Here is a 1,272-nt window from a genome sequence, read left to right on the forward strand (position 1 = left end):
TCAAATGTGGGAGGGGGCTTGAACTGGTCAAGTAATCTTGGACACTGATTAAGGTTCACGCCGCCAACCTTTCCTTCACGACCGGCGACCGGTAGTCGTTGTAGCTATGAGGCCTGCTGATGTTGTAGCGCGAGACATAGCGCTGCACGTCTGCTCGGGCCTCATGTTCCAGTTTGTAGCCCGTTTCAGGCACCCACTCTGATTTCAAGCTGCCAAAGAAACGCTCCATCGGGGCGTTGTCCCAGCACTCGCCTTTACGGCTCATACTCTGCCTAAACCCTTGTTTCAGCAGCTCGTTTCGGAATTTATGACTGGTGTACTGACAACCTTGGTCCGAATGAAACAACACATCCCGGGGATGGCCGCGTAGCTCAATCGCCATGCGCAGCGCTTCGCAGGTCAGGTTGGCATCAGAAATCATCGAGAACGACCAGCCCACGATCCTGCGAGCGTACAGATCCAGAACAGCGGCGAAGTACATCCACCGCTTTCCGACCTTGATGTAGGTTACGTCGCCACACCACACCTGATTAACCATCGTCACATCAAATTTCCGCTTGAGCATATGCGGCGCCACCAAGGCCTCTACGCCCGGCGACTTGTACTTATGGCGCCTGCGCTGACGACTGGCGATGCCAGCTTCGCGCATCAAACTGCGAGCCATATAACGCCCGATACGATGCCCTTTGGCTTGCAGCTCCTTGGACAAAGTACGTGCGCCGGCCGACTCTCTGGATGCCTTGTGGTGCCTGACCAGCGCGGCTTTGAGCTTGTCCCTTTCAGGATTTGCTCTGCCTTGGCGCTGGCGCCAGGCGTAGAAGCTACTGCGGTTGACCCCAAACGCCCGGCAACACCTTTTAACGCCGTACCGCTCGTCCAGCTCATCGATCAACGTGAATGATCTTTGGCGTCCAAAAGCAGGAGAGCACTGGCCTTTTTTAGAATTTCGATATCCAGGTCTTTTTCTCTTATCAGAGCCTTGAGCCTCTGGATTTCTCGTTGATCAGCAGTAATCGCCTTGGCCCCTACCGGGGTCGAGCCCAAGCGTTCTTTTTGCACTTGATCGACCCAGCGGCGCAGGGCTGTGGGGCCGATATCCAGGGTGGCACAGACTTCGGTAACCGGCTGACCTTCATCCAACACCATGCTGGCAGCCTTGAGCTTGAACTCACTCGAATAAGATTTACGCATATCCAAACACCTCAGATTTGGGCGCTATCATAGCGCCCGATTGAAGTGTCCAAAATCATTAGGCCAGTTCAGCTTGCCCCC

At 55.0% G+C, this 1,272-nt stretch carries 2 protein-coding genes; both read right to left on the bottom strand.

The features are described 5' to 3' along the window. Positions 1-55: 55 nt before the first annotated feature. Positions 56-892 (bottom strand): IS3 family transposase, encoded by an 837-nt coding sequence (locus tag M2397_RS30250; protein ID WP_405046506.1) that lies wholly within the window; start codon positions 890-892, stop codon positions 56-58. Further along, the gene (locus tag M2397_RS30655) at positions 889-1,191 is read right to left on the bottom strand and encodes a transposase (protein WP_339451327.1); all 303 of its coding nucleotides are present in this window, start codon (positions 1,189-1,191) and stop codon (positions 889-891) included. The genes M2397_RS30250 and M2397_RS30655 overlap by 4 nt, the downstream gene beginning before the upstream one ends. Between the last annotated feature and the right edge of the window lie 81 nt (positions 1,192-1,272).

This window comes from Pseudomonas sp. BIGb0381, from assembly GCF_024809815.1.
In the GTDB taxonomy this organism is placed as follows: Bacteria; Pseudomonadota; Gammaproteobacteria; order Pseudomonadales; family Pseudomonadaceae; genus Aquipseudomonas.